Source organism: Nitrospira sp. ND1 (assembly GCF_900170025.1).
In the GTDB taxonomy this organism is placed as follows: domain Bacteria; phylum Nitrospirota; class Nitrospiria; order Nitrospirales; family Nitrospiraceae; genus Nitrospira_A.
In genome coordinates this window covers 433,323-447,500 of sequence record NZ_FWEX01000006.1, presented here as the reverse complement: position 1 = coordinate 447,500, position 14,178 = coordinate 433,323, and the positions used below count along the sequence as shown (strand labels likewise).

Annotated in this window: 18 protein-coding genes and 2 rRNA genes (1 of these 20 cut by a window edge); 18 read left to right on the top strand and 2 right to left on the bottom strand. The window is 56.1% G+C overall.

Features of this window, described 5'->3' with window-relative positions; all coding sequences use genetic code 11:
* From NSND_RS06645 to NSND_RS06630, 4 genes are all read left to right on the top strand, one after another.
* A 23S ribosomal RNA gene (locus NSND_RS06645) occupies positions 1 to 473 on the top strand (it extends 2,534 nt beyond the left edge of the window).
* Between the two features lie 126 nt (positions 474 to 599).
* Positions 600 to 716, top strand: a 5S ribosomal RNA gene (rrf, locus tag NSND_RS06640).
* A 199-nt stretch (positions 717 to 915) separates the two neighbouring features.
* A complete protein-coding gene (locus NSND_RS06635; protein WP_080878250.1) occupies positions 916 to 1,596 on the top strand; it encodes a uracil-DNA glycosylase in 681 nt (226 codons plus the stop codon).
* Between the two features lie 136 nt (positions 1,597 to 1,732).
* On the top strand, positions 1,733 to 2,521 hold the full coding sequence (locus NSND_RS06630) for a carbonic anhydrase (protein ID WP_080878249.1): 789 nt from the start codon (positions 1,733 to 1,735) through the stop codon (positions 2,519 to 2,521).
* A gap of 367 nt (positions 2,522 to 2,888) precedes the next feature.
* Here the strand turns inward: NSND_RS06630 and NSND_RS06620 are convergent, their stop codons facing one another.
* Positions 2,889 to 3,275, bottom strand: a complete 387-nt coding sequence (locus NSND_RS06620) for a hypothetical protein (protein ID WP_080878247.1) — start codon at positions 3,273 to 3,275, stop codon at positions 2,889 to 2,891.
* An 863-nt stretch (positions 3,276 to 4,138) separates the two neighbouring features.
* Between NSND_RS06620 and NSND_RS21210 the strand changes: the two genes are divergently transcribed.
* From NSND_RS21210 to NSND_RS06570, 14 genes are all read left to right on the top strand, one after another.
* The gene (locus NSND_RS21210; protein WP_159450670.1) at positions 4,139 to 4,276 is read left to right on the top strand and encodes a hypothetical protein; all 138 of its coding nucleotides are present in this window, start codon (positions 4,139 to 4,141) and stop codon (positions 4,274 to 4,276) included.
* A gap of 47 nt (positions 4,277 to 4,323) precedes the next feature.
* Positions 4,324 to 4,611 carry a hypothetical protein gene (locus NSND_RS20900; protein ID WP_143833443.1) on the top strand — a complete coding sequence of 96 codons (288 nt, stop codon included), beginning with the start codon at positions 4,324 to 4,326 and terminating at the stop codon, positions 4,609 to 4,611.
* A gap of 139 nt (positions 4,612 to 4,750) precedes the next feature.
* The gene (locus NSND_RS21205) at positions 4,751 to 5,047 is read left to right on the top strand and encodes a ComEA family DNA-binding protein (RefSeq protein ID WP_159450669.1); all 297 of its coding nucleotides are present in this window, start codon (positions 4,751 to 4,753) and stop codon (positions 5,045 to 5,047) included.
* A 199-nt stretch (positions 5,048 to 5,246) separates the two neighbouring features.
* On the top strand, positions 5,247 to 5,855 hold the full coding sequence (locus NSND_RS06610) for an MlaC/ttg2D family ABC transporter substrate-binding protein (protein ID WP_159450668.1): 609 nt from the start codon (positions 5,247 to 5,249) through the stop codon (positions 5,853 to 5,855).
* Between the two features lie 55 nt (positions 5,856 to 5,910).
* Positions 5,911 to 6,099 carry a hypothetical protein gene (locus tag NSND_RS20895; protein ID WP_143833442.1) on the top strand — a complete coding sequence of 63 codons (189 nt, stop codon included), beginning with the start codon at positions 5,911 to 5,913 and terminating at the stop codon, positions 6,097 to 6,099.
* Positions 6,100 to 6,201: 102 nt separating this feature from the next.
* Complete coding sequence (locus tag NSND_RS21200; protein ID WP_159450667.1) at positions 6,202 to 6,369, top strand: hypothetical protein; 168 nt, start codon at positions 6,202 to 6,204, stop codon at positions 6,367 to 6,369.
* A gap of 47 nt (positions 6,370 to 6,416) precedes the next feature.
* Positions 6,417 to 6,974 (top strand): phycobilisome rod-core linker polypeptide, encoded by a 558-nt coding sequence (locus NSND_RS06605; protein WP_143833441.1) that lies wholly within the window; start codon positions 6,417 to 6,419, stop codon positions 6,972 to 6,974.
* Positions 6,975 to 7,065: 91 nt separating this feature from the next.
* Positions 7,066 to 7,254, top strand: coding sequence for a hypothetical protein (locus tag NSND_RS06600; RefSeq protein ID WP_080878243.1), 189 nt, complete (start codon positions 7,066 to 7,068; stop codon positions 7,252 to 7,254).
* A 428-nt stretch (positions 7,255 to 7,682) separates the two neighbouring features.
* Positions 7,683 to 8,003, top strand: coding sequence for an iron-sulfur cluster insertion protein ErpA (erpA, locus tag NSND_RS06595; protein ID WP_013248027.1), 321 nt, complete (start codon positions 7,683 to 7,685; stop codon positions 8,001 to 8,003).
* Positions 8,004 to 8,060: 57 nt separating this feature from the next.
* Complete coding sequence (locus NSND_RS06590) at positions 8,061 to 9,266, top strand: transketolase C-terminal domain-containing protein (protein WP_080878242.1); 1,206 nt, start codon at positions 8,061 to 8,063, stop codon at positions 9,264 to 9,266.
* 82 nt (positions 9,267 to 9,348) lie between these two features.
* On the top strand, positions 9,349 to 10,245 hold the full coding sequence (locus tag NSND_RS06585; RefSeq protein ID WP_080878241.1) for a thiamine pyrophosphate-dependent enzyme: 897 nt from the start codon (positions 9,349 to 9,351) through the stop codon (positions 10,243 to 10,245).
* Positions 10,246 to 10,297: 52 nt separating this feature from the next.
* Positions 10,298 to 11,191, top strand: coding sequence for a thiamine pyrophosphate-dependent enzyme (locus tag NSND_RS06580; protein WP_080878240.1), 894 nt, complete (start codon positions 10,298 to 10,300; stop codon positions 11,189 to 11,191).
* A gap of 443 nt (positions 11,192 to 11,634) precedes the next feature.
* Complete coding sequence (locus tag NSND_RS06575) at positions 11,635 to 11,877, top strand: CsbD family protein (protein WP_080878239.1); 243 nt, start codon at positions 11,635 to 11,637, stop codon at positions 11,875 to 11,877.
* Positions 11,878 to 11,967: 90 nt separating this feature from the next.
* The gene (locus NSND_RS06570) at positions 11,968 to 12,312 is read left to right on the top strand and encodes a hypothetical protein (protein WP_080878238.1); all 345 of its coding nucleotides are present in this window, start codon (positions 11,968 to 11,970) and stop codon (positions 12,310 to 12,312) included.
* 362 nt (positions 12,313 to 12,674) lie between these two features.
* Here NSND_RS06570 and NSND_RS06565 read toward each other — a convergent pair whose 3' ends face one another.
* Complete coding sequence (locus NSND_RS06565; protein WP_143833440.1) at positions 12,675 to 14,162, bottom strand: tetratricopeptide repeat protein; 1,488 nt, start codon at positions 14,160 to 14,162, stop codon at positions 12,675 to 12,677.
* Between the last annotated feature and the right edge of the window lie 16 nt (positions 14,163 to 14,178).

The following is a 14,178-nucleotide window of genomic DNA, read 5'->3' as shown; positions in this document are numbered from 1 at the left end:
ATAAAAGGTACGCCGGGGATAACAGGCTGATCTCCCCCAAGAGTTCACATCGACGGGGAGGTTTGGCACCTCGATGTCGACTCATCGCATCCTGGGGCTGAAGCTGGTCCCAAGGGTTAGGCTGTTCGCCTATTAAAGCGGTACGAGAGTTGGGTTCAGAACGTCGTGAGACAGTTCGGTCCCTATCTGTTGTGGGCGGAGGAGAGTTGAGAGGGGCGTTCACTAGTACGAGAGGACTGTGAAGGATGAACCTCTGGTGTGCCGGTTGTCGTGCCAACGGCAGTGCCGGGTAGCTATGTTCAGTTGGGATAACCGCTGAAAGCATCTAAGCGGGAAGCCTGCCTCAAGATAAGCTCTCCCGGGGCGCAAGCCCCCTAAAGGACACTTGTAGACTACGAGTTTGATAGGCTGGGTGTGGAAGGCTCGTAAGGGCTGTAGCTAACCAGTACTAATCGTCCGTGCGGCTTAACATCCTTTGCTCCTGATAGACGTGGTCTTAATAAGAACAAATGAATGACGAACTATGTCTTCGTCGATCAGGGACGAGTCCCATATGATCGTCTAGAATAGGAACTCACTGGTTTGATTCTTCAGAAGTTCCCGGTGGCCTTGCCGGAGGGGTCACACCCGTTCCCATACCGAACACGGAAGTTAAGCCCTCCAAGGCCGATGATACTGCTGCCGTGAGGCAGTGGGACAGTAGGACGCTGCCGGGTTACAAAAAGAGCCTGCTCGAGAAATCGGGCAGGCTTTTTTATTTGTCATTGAATCTCAGAATGTCTAACTGATTAGTGCAGTCGCCGATGGGTGTTTGCCGAATTGATTTAGCGCTTATCAGAGCTCAATGGCAATTGAAGCGTACAGTGTACAGCGCTTTTCATTTGAAATTCATTGCTGACTAAAGAGTGCCTTTCTATGCTGCCACCTATTCCATCCAGCTGGTACCAGTTTTTCACGGAACAGATAAATGGCAACAACTTTCGAGCTCTCGAAACGTTTCTCGATCGGGAAGCGGAGGCAGGTGAAACAATCTTGCCTCCCTCGCAGGATATTTTTGGGGCCTTGGAGGCGACGCCATACGAACAGGTCAATGTTCTGCTTCTTGGTCAGGATCCCTACCATACACCAGGAATGGCGCACGGACTCTGTTTTTCGGTACGGCCTGACGTCCCGGTTTTACCCCGCTCGCTCAGAAATATCTATCGTGAACTTCGGGAGGATGTCGGCTGCTCTGTTCCAAACAACGGCTGCCTGGAGCCCTGGGCCAGGCAGGGAGTGCTGATGTTGAATGCCGTTCTGACGGTTCGCGCGCATGCGGCCAATTCACATCGGGGGCGTGGCTGGGAAGCTGTGACTGATCGTATCTTTGCGGTCCTGAATGCAAAACCAAGTCGTGTGGTATTCCTGCTCTGGGGCGCGGAGGCGAAGAAAAAACAATCACTGATCACAAATGCGCAGCATGTGGTGATTTCCTGCGCTCACCCCTCGCCCTTGTCCGCGAGAAAGTTCTTCGGTTCACGGTGTTTCTCGCAGGTCAATCGAGCCCTCACTGAGGTGCACCTTAAACCGATCGATTGGCAGATTCCCGATCTCTGAATCGAAGTCGGGCGGCGCGGTAGCAGTGATCGGTGCTCACACCTAAATGATTTGACTTGTGGTAAGTCCTTTTTTATACTACAGGAATTCTTTTAGTTCTTACTCAATCATCTGCGCAGGAGAGTGGCCGCCGGGAATGAGGATTCGTCTGGGTCTGGGTCTCGGTTTTAGTACTCTAGTTGTAGCAGGTACGTTGTTGGCGGCCGAGGGCGACCTTGCCGGACTGCGGACGCCAACGTCTATTGGATCGGCGCCCGTCGCGTGGCAGTATGATGGCGACCAAGGGCCCTCCCATTGGGGGGAAATCGCTCCCACCACCGCCTCCTGTGAAAAAGGCACTCACCAGTCGCCCATTAATATTCGGACCACTCCCCATCACCAGAGCCATGACGGGCTCTTAGTTCATTACACTGCCGCTTCCGGTCACGTTGTCACTTCTCACCACACCATTGAAGTGGATTTTCAATCAGGCGAGTCGCTTGAAGTCCTTGGACGAACGTATACGCTCAAAGAGTTTCATTTCCACGAGCCCAGCGAACATCAGCTGAACGGCCGCACTTATCCGATGGAGGCGCACCTCGTGCATCGAGATGAGACGGGTCATCTGGTGGTCCTGGCGGTGCTGATGGATTTGGGTAATGAATCGGCCTCTCTGTCAGCCGTGTGGGATCGGATTCCGAGCGAGAAGCAGGATGAGGTGCGGGACTTGCTGATTAACCCGCAGGATCTGCTGCCGAAAGACTTGCACCATTACGCCTATGATGGCTCACTGACCACGCCCCCTTGTACGGAAGGGGTGCACTGGATTGTGCTGAAGGAACCCACCTCCATTACCTCTGCCCATATTGAACGGTTCGTGTTGCTGATTGGCCACAACGCTCGACCGGTTCAATCGTTGAATGAGCGTGAGATTGACGAAGAATAAGCTTTTTTAGTTCAGACAACGATCAGATTTTCAGAGCCACCCACCGTTGATTCGGGCGTTTCCCGCGACACCAGTCCCAGCTTTACTTCGAGTGTCTTTCGAGCAATTGTGGGCGGTCACGTGAACGTGTGTCGACCAGCCTCACCCACTTAGTGGATGCCATCCTCCTGTGGAGGCTGAGGTCCTGCGACCATACCTGCCAGGTCGGGGTCATCTTGACCTTGCGATCTTGGCCCTTCTGTTTTTCGTTTTAGGCGGTGAGCCTCTTTCTGCGTGCGGCGATCACGTTGGGTCTGTTCCCGTTGCCGTTTTTTAGAAGTCGTATGGCTCATGGTCACCTCCGTGGCTCGCATGGGAGCGACGTATATCAGGCGGATGGCACTTGAGGGGGCGTCGTTGCTGGCACGGCGCTCGATCTGCCGGCTTTGATGAATCGATCTTCGGCGAGCACGCCGTGTAGTTGTGCCGTGATCGAGCGACGGTACGGTTCCTTCTGCCGGATCATGATCACGAGATTGTCCCCATCCACAAGGATGCTGAGGTCGTCTTCAGTAACTAGTTCCCGGGACGAGCCACCGATGTTCAATCGGTACTGTGTTTTTCCATCGGGATTCCGATTCGGTCCGACCACGATCTCAGTCAATCCGTCGATGTGGCCGTCATACCCCTTATGCCGGTGCCTGACCTTGGTGCCGTTTGGAATGCGTACCCATCGTGCCACCGGCGATGCCTGACTGTCTTGCCCGTTGCTCATAGCGCGTGTGTCTCCTTGTTATCGTACCCGTACGTAGCCGCCAGGGTGCTCGTGATTCCGTGAGCGCACAATTGCATCGCGGTACACGGCTGGGATGACGACTGCGAATTTCAGAATGAAACGAGCGGAGTATCGCGGACGGAAGGGCGGTTGAATCGATCTTGCTAATCTACGGACACAGGGTCGATAGGAAGCAAAGTTAAGCGGCTGAGGAGTCAGCGATGCATGCAGAGTGTATCACATTTGTTCATGCCGCATCAGCCACGCCTTAGGATGGAGGTGCTTATTGTCGAGGTTCCGCAATCCCCATATGCAGGTGTGGTCATGCGCGATGCTGTTGATTTGGAGCAATCGGCACACGAATATGGTGCAAAACGACCGATCGCTGATAATAATTATTGCCGCATAGAATCATGCTCTTGCATTGAGATCGGCGCTCCGGCACGTTGACACCACTCTCGCAGCCCTATAGGGTGAACCCATGACGTACTAAGCCACGCCGGCTTTCTCCTTTCGCGCGCACTTTCTCTCCCCCCTCACTCCCTGCGCGTGCGAGTCTCAAGTCTTCGCCGCTTCGACGCCACAGAACAAGAATCCAGCGATGGTAGGCCCGCAGTGATCGGTCATTGACCGATCAGACGATCTACTCAGGATGGAGTCTTCTACTTACGGCAAGATTCGCGCAGCGAGGGAGGTTGTCATGTATCAAATTTGGACACTCATCGGAATCATGGTCTTCAAGTGGGCGGTTGCGAAGTGGGCTAGTTACTCGGACGGCACTGCGTAGACAGACGATTCGAGTTACGAGTGCTCTTGAGGTCTCCTGCCAACCGGCAGGGATCTGATGACAAATGGAGGGTACCATGATGGCGCAGACGGTACTGTTCTGGGCCGCACACAATCTGTTTACGGTGGCGACGGTCTGCTTCGGTGGGGCCATGTTGACCGTTATGCTGTACACCTACCTGCATGATTATGTGCTGGTGACGAAGGGGCGCTAGCCTGTTTCTGTAAGGTACACGGTTGCCTATTGGGGAGGTTTTATCCTATGCGTATTCATCGAACAATCACCACTAGAGTATTGAGTCTTTTTCTGGCAACCGCTTGGTTGCTTGCCGTCTCACTGACCGTCCATGCCGCGGAACAGAAACCCGTTGTGACCGTCGCGCCGGTCAAGTCCGTTGCGGTGGCTTCCGGTGCCGTCGAGGATACGCTGCCGACTTGCCTGACGAGAATTCCTCAGGGGGCGACACCCGGGCAACGGTTGATTGCCGAACAGAGTTGCCAGCGAGATGAATCCGATCGTGCATCCATGCGGGTTGTTCCTGGACGGTAGCCCGATCGTCCCACATGGCTGCCTGCGCATGGATTTGACCGGGTGTGGTGCGCCGGCTGTGCACGAGGCAGATGTAGCGGCCATTTTTTCGTGGCTCGGGGCTAAGTTGAAGGGTGAGCAATGCAGGAAGGATGACTGTATGCGTATGGAACATCGAGTTCGTTCAAGATCGGCCGGCCGGCCTGGTGTCGTCGAGGAGCGAATGGTGGCAGGGGCGGGTGAGACGCCTGCGGGAGTCGGTCGAAATATGCTTCTCGATATCAATAGGGCTGAGATTTCCCGACTCAAGTCGCTGACCGGAATCGGCGAACATTATGCGAAGAAGATCGTGGAAGGGCGGCCTTACCATCATCGAGAAGAGTTGCTGACCAAGGAGATTTTGCCGGAATACATCTACGGCAGAATCATGGATCGACTGATGGCAAGCCAGTCTTAGGATTTGAGGGATGGGGTGACGTGCCTGGCATCGGATGCCTCGCGTGAGATGGCCATTCGATATTGAATAACCAGGTTGTTCTCTCTCATGAATGGGACGGGTGGCTCGAATGACCGGAAGGAACGACTGCATGACGGACAATAGCAGGACAGCAGGGGCGGCGAGAAGGTTCTGGCTACGTCAGGTATCGTGGCGGGGCATGGCCCTCGTAGCAGCCATCAGCCTGCTGATGGGCATCGTGCAGGCCACGGCCGCTTGGTCCGAGCAGGGTCCGACCGAGGCCGTGAAGGGGACCGTCTCCGAGCTGCTCTCTATCCTCAAGGAGCTCAAAGACCCGACTCGATCCGAGGCGCGGCGTTGGGAAATCGAACAGGTCATTCGGCATCATGTGCATTACGAAGACATGGCCAAGCGGTCTCTGGGAGCATCCTGGGGGCAACTGAGTGATGTGGCCCGCCGGGAGTATGTCGGGCTCTTTGTCCAGCTGCTTCGCGATGCGCTTGCGAACCGGATGGTGGAGTATTCCGGTGAACGAATCAGCTATCTCTCAGAACAACGGGAGCGCACGTTCGCGCAGGTCAAAACGCGGCTGGTCGGGAACAAGGTCGACACCTTCATCGACTTTCGTTTGGTCAGTCAGGACGGACGCTGGCTGGTCTACGACGCAGTGATGGACGGAGGGAGCTTGGTCGCGAGCTACCATGCGCAGTTCGCGAGTATCATTCGCGATGCCTCCTGTGCGCAGTTGATGGAGCGAATCAAAGAGAAGACACTGGTCGTGAAATTGTTTGAGAAGAGCGGGTCGTGAGGCGAGGGGCGCAATGGCACGGTCACGAGCGGTCATGTCCCCGGGAGAGAGCGCAATGAGATGTCCGCGTTGTTATGGTCCCATGATGATGATCAAAATGAAGGATATTGTGAGCGGGACGCTGGCCTATGGGTGGGGCTGCCGTCAATGTGGCGCAGTCATCGATTCGCTGATCGATATTCACCGCCAATGGCATCTGGAGCCCCGCGCGACGTGGGCGCATTTGGCTGTCGCTGCCTGCTAGGTCACGCAATCACTTTCCTTGTTGTCGTTGGTTCGCATGACCGGTTATGGCGCCCGATGAGCCGAATTCCCGGTAGATATCAGGAAGAGTAAGGAGTGTGTCATGTTGCATGCCGCGTTGATTGCTCTCGTGCTTGGACTCGTGGTTTGGGGGCTTAATTGGACCGGGCTCGCCGAGATGCCGACCCAGGTCTATTGGGTCTTTACAGTGGGGGGAATGCTGTTGATGCTGATCCACGTTGCGACAAGGCGACCGGCCCGCGTGTGGTAAGGGGACCCATCACTATGCGACTCCGCTATGCATGCATCATAAGCGCCGTGCTGGGAATTAGTGCGCCCTGCTTCAGTGAGGTCGAAGCTGCGAAGGAGTGGGCGCCGCAGGAGGTTACGGCAATTCTCGCGCAGTCGTACGGGCAGCTGCTCATGCGACCGATGGGGATGGAGCCAAGTTCGCTTCAGAAGAACGAGGCGGACCAACAACGGTATATGGTGCAGTCCGGCTATGCGTTGCAGTTGGCAAAAGGGGAGAAAAGTGTGAAGCAGATTGTTGAGGCGATCGCCCTATCATCGGAGTTTAACGCCAAGTGGATAACGCCCCACATGGGAACTGCGCAGACCGGATCGGCCCCGGGAGTACCGCCCGTGGCGGCCCCGGAAAAGGCCATCGATAGCCTGTACTGTGCGTTGTTAGGCCGGCGTGTAGATAGTGTGTCGTTGGCCAGCGCTCGCAAGGATTTGGTGAGTTCCGGCTTTGAACGGGTGATCCGTGACGTGATCGACGGGAAGGAATACCGAGACCGGTTCGGTGACGCCAAAGTGCCTCAGGTGAGCAGTGAGAAGCAGGCGGCAGTCGGTTGCCCGCAAGTGGCTCTGTAACAGCGGTTTCGCGCAGCAGGCTCAGGATTCACTAGCGCAGGTGGCTTGACGGGACGGCAATAACCTCAGTGAAGGTGGGGGAGAAGCACGGATGAGTATGACGCCGGAAGAACGCATCGCAATTATGACAAAGGCGATCAATCAAGCCATCAAGGTGATGGGGGATCGTTTCGGGTCGACAGAGGAAGATGTGGCGCGAGCTATCCAAGGCCTGAAGGCCTCAATGCAGACGGCACCGCAGGAGAAGCCAGTGCCAGTCGGGGCCGCCACTCAGGCCTAAGAGCTGCGATGAAGCCTCACCGGGCCCACTGTCTGATCGGTGAGGGAGCCGTGCGGTTCGGCGATGCTCCGATGTCTCTCGTCGTTGGGAGCATAGGTTTCATGTGTACTCCCTTGCTGTCTCCCGGCACGAGTCAACCTACGGACTAGGCCTCAATATCGCTTGACTCCGATCGCCATAGCGCTTAGCGTGAAGGTATGACGTCTTTAGCTCCGCCGACTGTTCTCTCCCTCGCGCTTCGAGCCTCCATCCCGCGCGACTGATCGTCCGGTCTCCGCCGCTTCTTACGCCAGAGTGCCCTGCACTGACCGATGATGCCGTCTTCGTGAACGGAGCGATTGTCGCTTCCGGCGAGGAGCGGTGTCGTGACCAGCAGTTCCATCCGACACCATTATCCGTTTCATATAGCAGTACAAGGGAGCACCATTATGATTACCATCACGGCAACGGCTGAAGAGAAAATTCGCGAGTTGATGCTGGAAGAAAAAGATACGCTCGGGCTGCGTGTATATGTAAAAGGCGGGGGCTGCCACGGCTATCAATATGGAATGGCATTCGAGTCGAAGATGAGCGACGACGATACGGTGATTGAAAAGGGTGATGTGAAAGTGATCATGGATTCGCAAAGCGCTCCGCTGTTGAGCGGCTGCGAAGTCGATTATGTTGACAGCGTGCAGGGCTCGGGCTTTGCGATCAAGAATCCACAAGCCAAGACGACCTGCGGATGCGGTAGCTCATTCAGTGCCTAATCCCGGCGCATGTCGCTGTCTTTGCATGATCGTCACTGTGACTGAAGGAGGTCCGCCATGGAACCCACATCCGTCATTGGAACAAAGAATAAAAAAGGCCAGGTCTTCACCGACCCCCGCATCATGATGCGGGAGGCGCCTCGTACGCCATCGTTTTATACCGGCAGCGAAGTCATTAAGGAAGCCATCCGGCGCGCCAGTATCGACGTGATGATCGCCTATCCGATCACGCCACAAAGCGAGGCCGCTGCGTTGATCGGCGAGCTGTTTGCCGAGGGGTATATCGGAGACTATTTCCGCGGGGAAAGTGAATTTGCCGTCATGTCGCAATGTGCAGGGGCCGCCTTCGGTGGGGCTCGTGTCTTCACGACGACGGCCGGTCCCGGAACCATGCGGGCGATGGAAAACTTCCCCATGTGGGCGGGTGCCCGCTTGCCGATCCAATGCATCGTAACCTGTCGCGGGATCAATTCCCCGCTGTCGATTCAACCGGACACCATCGAGATCTCTTATCTGATGCAGACAGGCATGCTCGTCTGGCATGCGGAGACGGCACAGGACTTCTATGATTGGATTCTTATGGGCTATATGGTGTCGGAGGAGCCCGAGGTGCATTTACCATTGGCGCTCTGTTGCGATGGGTTCTTTGTGACGCATACCAAAGACGTCGTCGATCTGACCCCGACAGATATGTGCCTGCCGCCCTATGACCCGTATCGCTCGCCGGTGCCCTGCATGGATATGGAATGTCCGCCTGTCCGGATGATGCGTGATCCGTTCATCATGAAAAGCAACTACATCAGTTATGCCACGCACGCGAGCTGGCAGCAGGAAGTCTGGGCTGCCGCAGAACGGTCGCGGAAGCACACGATCGCCTGGTTGAACGGGCTGATCGAAACCGAAGACGTTGACGCCGATGTGCTCATTGTCACATCCGGTACCGCGGTATCTCAGGGGCGGGAAGCCATTCGTCTCCTGGCGGATGAAGGTATTCGCGTGGGACTCGTCAAGATCAAAACGCTCCGGCCCTGGCCGGAAGAGGAAATTAAGGAAGCCACCAAGCACGCCACGCACATCATCGTTCCGGAATTCAATGTCATCGGCTGGATGGCGAAAGAGATCAAGGCCACCATTCCAAGAAGTGAGCGTGTCATCGCCGGTCCGCGAGTGTGTGGCGGGATGACCATGCCGCCGGAGATCATCGTGGAAGAGATTAAGCGTGCGCTTGGCGTGCGTTCTGGCACGCTCGCCGGTCGCGGGTGAAGCGCAGAGGGCCAGACAACGAGAACGGTTTCGATACGGTGTGCAGCACATTGACGCTCAGCAGGGCTGAGAGGAGATAGATATGAGCAAAGAACGCATCAAGATTTCGCCAGATCTGTATGACATCATGCCGTCGGATTACCAGGACCTGGTCAGCAGCGCCACGTACGGCAAGGAAGATCGGGGATGGAAGGACATCGGCACCTCCAAGGAATTGATCGAGCAGCATTCACTGTGTGCCGGATGTCCTGAATCCATGGCGTTTCGATATATTTTGGCGTCGCTTCCCAACCCCGAAGACACGGTCATGGTCGGCTCGACCGGCTGTACGAGTCTTGTGTTTCCGATGGTGGCCGTCCACAACATTCATTCCCTGTTCGGCAACCAGAATGCCATCGCGTCGGGGCTCAAGCGTGCGTTGAGCGTCCGCTTTCCTGATCGTATTAAGGATGTGGTGGTGCTGGCGGGAGATGGCGCGACGGTGGACATCGGTCTGGACATGACGCTGCAGGCCTGGTTCCGGCAGGAAAAATTCACGACGATCTGCTTCGACAACGAACTCTACGCCAATACCGGCGGGCAGGAGAGCGGTCTCATGCAGAAGGGGTTCGTTGCCAAAATGGCGCCCGTCGGAAAACTTTTCGATAAAGTACGTTTGCCTGAAATTGCCCGGGAGTCCGGCTGTCACTACGTCGTCAACTGTACGGTGAGCAAACCGTCGCTGGTTGAAAAGGTCGTCCGCAACGCGGTTCTGATCGCACGGGAAATCGGCCCGACCTATCTTCAGCTCTATACGCCCTGCATTCTGGAAATCGGCAAGAACAGCATGGAGGGTCTGCAGGAAATGCGGGACTCCGAGAAGCCTACTGAACGGTTTGCCTTCAAGGAATATATCAGCGAGCCGGCGAAACAGCTTCTGGCGGAGCGTGATGCCAAGGCCAAAGAAAAGAAAGCCGCTGCAAAGCAACTGGTTTCGTAAGCGGTAGGATTGTCACCGCCGCTTCCGCGGCTATGAGAGAGCGAGGTTTCAGATGAGTCTTGATTATGTAAAGTTCACACCCGGTTTTGAACAGTTCATGCCGAAAGAATATCGGGATATGGTCGAGCATGGACCATTCGGAAAAAAGACGACGGTGTCGCAGATGGGCAGCTTCAAGGAAATCCTGGAGGAGCACCCGATGTGTGCCGGTTGCGCCATGACCCTGTTCATTCGGTTGGCGATCATTGCTTTTCCGAATCCCGAAGACACCATTACCGTCGGGACGGCGGGTTGTGGAAGATTGGCCATTTCGCAAGCGGCGATTCCGTTCGTGTACGGGAATTACGGCGACCAGAACGGTGTCGCCAGCGGTTTATCGCGGGGACTCCGGCTCCGTTTCGGCGACAAGCCGAAGGATGTGGTCGTAATCGCGGGTGATGGAGGAACCGCTGACATCGGGTTTCAGCAGGTGCTGCATTCCTGGTTTCGGAAGGAACGGTTCACGACCATCATGCTGGACAACGAAGTGTACGGCAACACCGGCGGTCAGGAAAGCGGGATGACGACCAGAGGCGCCGTGCTGAAAATGGCTCCGCTCGGAAAGAAGTTCGAGAAGATGGATATGGTCACGATGGCCAAAGTCGCCGGCTGTGCCTATATCGCCACGGTTGTGCCGAACAATCCGCGACGGGTGGAAAGCGTCATCAAGAAGGCCGTGCTGATCGCCAGGGACATCGGCCCGACCTATATTCAGGCGTATACCTCATGCAACATCGAGTATGCGATCCCGACCGACAAGGTCATGGAAGATGCCAAGACCGTTGAGGACGATCGTTACAAATTTACCGAGTATGTCAGCGACGAAGCGAAAGCGTATCTTGCCGAGCGCTATGGCTACAAGGAATTCATGCCGAAGGCCGTGCCTGCTTCCGTCACGACGGCCTGAGGAGTCGTAAAGGATAAGCAGTTATTCTCCAGACTCGCTCTGGCGGGCAGGAGCTGAACCTCCTGCCCGCCCAGTTCGCTAGGCATGGGGCGCAGTTGACTGCAGTTGATTCTGATCCATCACACTGCCCCACACGAGCGGTTCTCTCGAGTCTTGCCAGAAAATAATTAAGCCGCGTGGAATCAAGGGCTTGCCTCATCGACCTTCGCAGCCTCCATTGACACAGCCGGTCGTGCACTGTAGGGTGTGGCATGACGTCTTGAGCCACGCCGACTGTCCCATCTTGCGCGCCTCCTTCCATCCTTCGCGCGTCTGATTCCCCGGTCTTCGCCGCTTCTACGCCAGAGTTTCCATCTCAGACCACCAGGTCTCGGCATGCGTTTGCGCGTGTCAGCCCTCACAACGGTGTGGCGCTGTGCTCGCCACCGATAAAGGAGAATGCAATGACACAGGAACAGTTCCAACAGTTCTGGCTGCAGCTCAAAGTTCCCCTCAAGGCCAACTGGGACAAGATCACTGAAAGCGATCTCGGCGAAATCCAGGGCAGTCTGGTGAAGTTCGGTGATGTGCTTCAGAAGCGTTATGGTGAAGGGCACAAAGATGAAGTCAGCCTCTGGGCTGACCGCCGGCATGCGCATTGGAGCGGAAATTACATCGGCTATAAGGATCCAAAGCCGGCCGTCTAATTCTAATTCGGTACCTCCGTTCAGGAAGTCGATTTCTATGGGTGGGTCGCGCCCTCGCTTGCGATAAGAAACAGAAAGAGAGTACCCGTTATGCGAAAAATCGTCATCAATAAGAGTTACGATCAGTTCTGCCTGAGCCACAAAGCGTTCTTGCGTCTGCGTGAGTTGGGTCAGCCGGATGCGCTCAAGGAGACGGATCTGGGAGCCTACTGGCCCTCAGCGGCCGGCCCTCAGGAGCCGAGCCTCAACCAATGCGGCATGTTGATTCCACGCGACGACAAGCGCTTGGTTCAGGTGGTCGAAGAATTGCAGGGTGAGGCCAATGGCCATTGTGCCCAACTGAAGGTCGTGTCGATCCCGGACGACGTGTCATGGGTCATCGCGAAAGCGAACGGCAGTGAGCATGTGAGCGAACAGCATCGGACGTGGAGCTGAGCCGATGAGGAACGTAGGACGGGCACGCCTGCCTACGGGTTGGATTGAACTAGGGTGCCTGATATTACGGGGAAGCGAGGCCTGTCTGCCCGTGCGAGACTCTTAAAGCGTACGGTGACGAGTTTGACCTGCCTGGAAGGGGAGGTTGAAGACCTGCTTTCGGAGGATTAATCTACCCAGATCTAGCCTGCCTTCTCTCAAATCGCGAGCAGAGTCTGTCTCTTACCACGGTGGCGACTCTGCTCATAGCATGCTGTTCCGGTCCTGCCTTTTGAGCCCAAGCCAGAGCCGAGTTGGTTGGTCACCCTGGCGGTAGAAACACGGTCGTTGTGATCGAGGCTCTGGCTGGGATCACGATTGTGTTAATACGTCCAGGTCAGCAGGGTGGTGAACACGTTCTTGTCATAGGCATAGACGGGGATATTCGAACCGTTGAGCACGCCTTGATATTGAAGTGCTACCGTCACGCTACGAAACAGCGGCCTGGCGATTTGAACGAAAATATCCTGCTCGGTATCCCGGCGCCGGGACAACTGGCCGGCATCGTCGAGAAAAATGACTTGCGCATGGTTGTATGCACGCCAGTGCACTTCATAGTCGACTCGAAAACTGAGATCATACCAGGGAAGAGTGGTTTGTCCGCCCAGCTGGGCCCGATTGCCGGAATACGCGAAGCTGGATCCGCTGGCAGCTTCGGTATCGTGCTGGTAGCCGACACGGACAATGATGGTGTCCTGTCGAAACCGGAAGGCATGGAGAACGCCGATCATATTGTTGAAGGCATCGCGCGACTCAGGAGCGAACCGGATGTCGCTGTTGCCAGGCTCCGTGAAGAAGCTTTTGCGCTGAAAGCGATAGAGCAGGGTCGTCAAGTTGTCCATGCGGCCGAGGGCTGGAAGCGTGATCGCGGGCGGAACGAAAGTCGCAGGGAGGGTCACGGTGTGGCGGGAGAGAAATCCCTTGAGGCCGAGGAGCATGTAATCGTAGCTGTACTGACCACCGATCTCGTAGGGCATCGTGCCGACGGTGCCGCGATAGACGCCTGACAAGCCTCCGAGGTGATCTTGAATGTTGAAGCTTCCCGCGCCGCTATCGGTATTTACGGTTTGGTAATAGGAATAGGTGACGGTTGATTCGATCGGTCCTTTGCGATACCAGGCATAATCTCCCCGCGACGACGTGACAAACCCGGGTGATTGGGTGTTACGGGAGCGAAGCAGTTCTGCAACCTGGTCGCTGCTCTTCCGTGGATTGACGGCGACATTGTCGTCATAATAGCCTCCGACCGCCAATTGCATGCGAAGCCGTTGAGGGTCCGTGACTCGTGTTGTTGCCGTGAGGGCTTCTTGAATGCGTACAGATGCGCCGGTGATCGGAGAAGTGGGTTGCATCCGCTGCGCCGACGCCAATTCGGCCTGCGCCTGATCTGAGAGTCCGAGTATCCCCAGCACGAGGCCTCGATAGAACATGGTCAATTGCCGGATGTCTTGATCTGCGGAGCGGCTGACGCTCAATGCCGCCTCCGCGCCGTTATAGTTCTTCTGCCGATAGCGTAAAAATCCCACATAAAATCCGAGGTTCTCGCGATCCGGCTCCAATCGAAACACGTCCTCCAAAAGGGGCGCGGCCTTGTCATAGTGTTTCGTGGCGAAATGGGCGACGCCCAATTGGTAGGTGGCTTCTGGGTCGGATGGGCGAAGGGTGTGCAGAGCAGTGAGAGGCGCGATTGCTAGCTCCGCCTGCCCCCGCGCCAGATGACAGAGCGCCAAGTAGTAGAGCGCGCGCATTGCGCGGATCGGTCCTGACTGCGTTAGAGAAGAGGGCGGCAGCTTCGTCATAACGTTTGCCATCGTAGGCCAAGATTCC